Genomic DNA, 1447 nt, shown 5'->3' on the forward strand with positions numbered 1-1447 from the left:
GTGAAACTGCCATCATCGTTTTGAGTAACGGTTGCATCACCGCCAACCGTTAGGCCGCTAGCAGTCAGGTCATCGCCTTCCACGTCAGAGGCTTGAGAAAGCAGCTGCTCTTGGCTTAGACGAATCGAACCGTCTTCATCGATTGAGTACGCTAAATCGCCTGACACAGGTGCATCATCAACGGCAGTTACACTCACATCGATGTTTGCTGACACCGTATCGGTTCCGTCAGAGACATCGAAGCCGAAGTTTACGTCGCCATTGAAGTTTTCATTCGGAGCAAAGGTGTACGTACCATTACCGTTGTCGGTCAGGATACCGTCGCCACCATCGTAGGTCACACCTTCAACCGTTAGGTTGTCGCCTTCAATGTCAGTAGCGCCTGTTAATAGGTTTGCATCGGTGAAGATAAGCGTTCCATCTTCTTCAACACTGAACTGTTGATCTTGAGATACTGGCAAATCATTTACTGGGTTAACGGTTAGGTCAGCTGATGCTTGAACGGTGTTAGTACCATCAGAGATATCGAAGCTGATATCGATGTCACCGTTGAAGTTCTCATCTGGCGTGATGGTGAAGCTGCCGTCATCATTAGCTACAACCGTCGCATCTCCACCAACCGTAAGGTCGCTAGCAGTCAGGTCATCGCCCTCTACGTCAGATGCTTGTGATAGCAATTGCTCTTGGCTTAAACGGATAGAACCGTCTTCATCGATTGAGTACGCTAGGTCACCAGACACTGGTGCATCATCAACGGCAGTTACGCTCACATCGATGTTTGCAGATACCGTATCGGTTCCGTCTGACACATCGAAACCGAAGTTTACGTCACCATTGAAGTTCTCGTTTGGCGCAAAGGTGTAAGTACCATTACCGTTATCAGTAAGGATACCGTCACCGCCATCGTAGGTCACACCTTCAACCGTTAGGTTGTCGCCTTCAATGTCCGTTGCGCCTGTTAACAGGTCTGCATCAGTGAAGATGAGTGTGCCGTCTTCTTCAACGCTGAACTGTTGATCTTGAGGGACTGGCAGGTCGTTAACTGGGTTAACCGCTAGGTCAGCTGATGCTTGAACGGTATTGGTACCATCTGAGATATCGAAGCTAATATCGATATCACCATTGAAGTTCTCATCTGGCGTGATGGTGAAGCTGCCGTCATCATTAGCTACAACCGTTGCATCTCCACCAACCGTAAGGTCGCTAGCTGTCAGGTCATCGCCTTCAACATCTGACGCTTGCGATAGCAATTGCTCTTGGCTTAAACGAATCGAACCATCTTCGTCGATTGAGTACGCTAGGTCACCAGACACAGGCGCATCATCAACCGCAGTCACACTTACATCGATGTTCGCAGAGACCGTATCGGTGCCATCTGACACATCGAAGCCGAAGTTTACGTCACCATTGAAGTTTTCATTCGGCGCAAAGGTGTATGTGCCATTAC

Annotated in this window: 1 protein-coding gene; it reads right to left on the reverse strand. The window is 48.9% G+C overall.

Annotated features, from left to right (window positions below):
• Positions 1-1447 (reverse strand): tandem-95 repeat protein (locus tag AB4133_RS08480; RefSeq protein ID WP_372224213.1); only part of this gene is annotated, 1447 nt, incomplete at both ends.

Origin of the sequence: Vibrio sp. 10N.286.52.F8, from assembly GCF_041468745.1 — a bacterium.
Lineage (GTDB): Bacteria > Pseudomonadota > Gammaproteobacteria > Enterobacterales > Vibrionaceae > Vibrio > Vibrio crassostreae_C.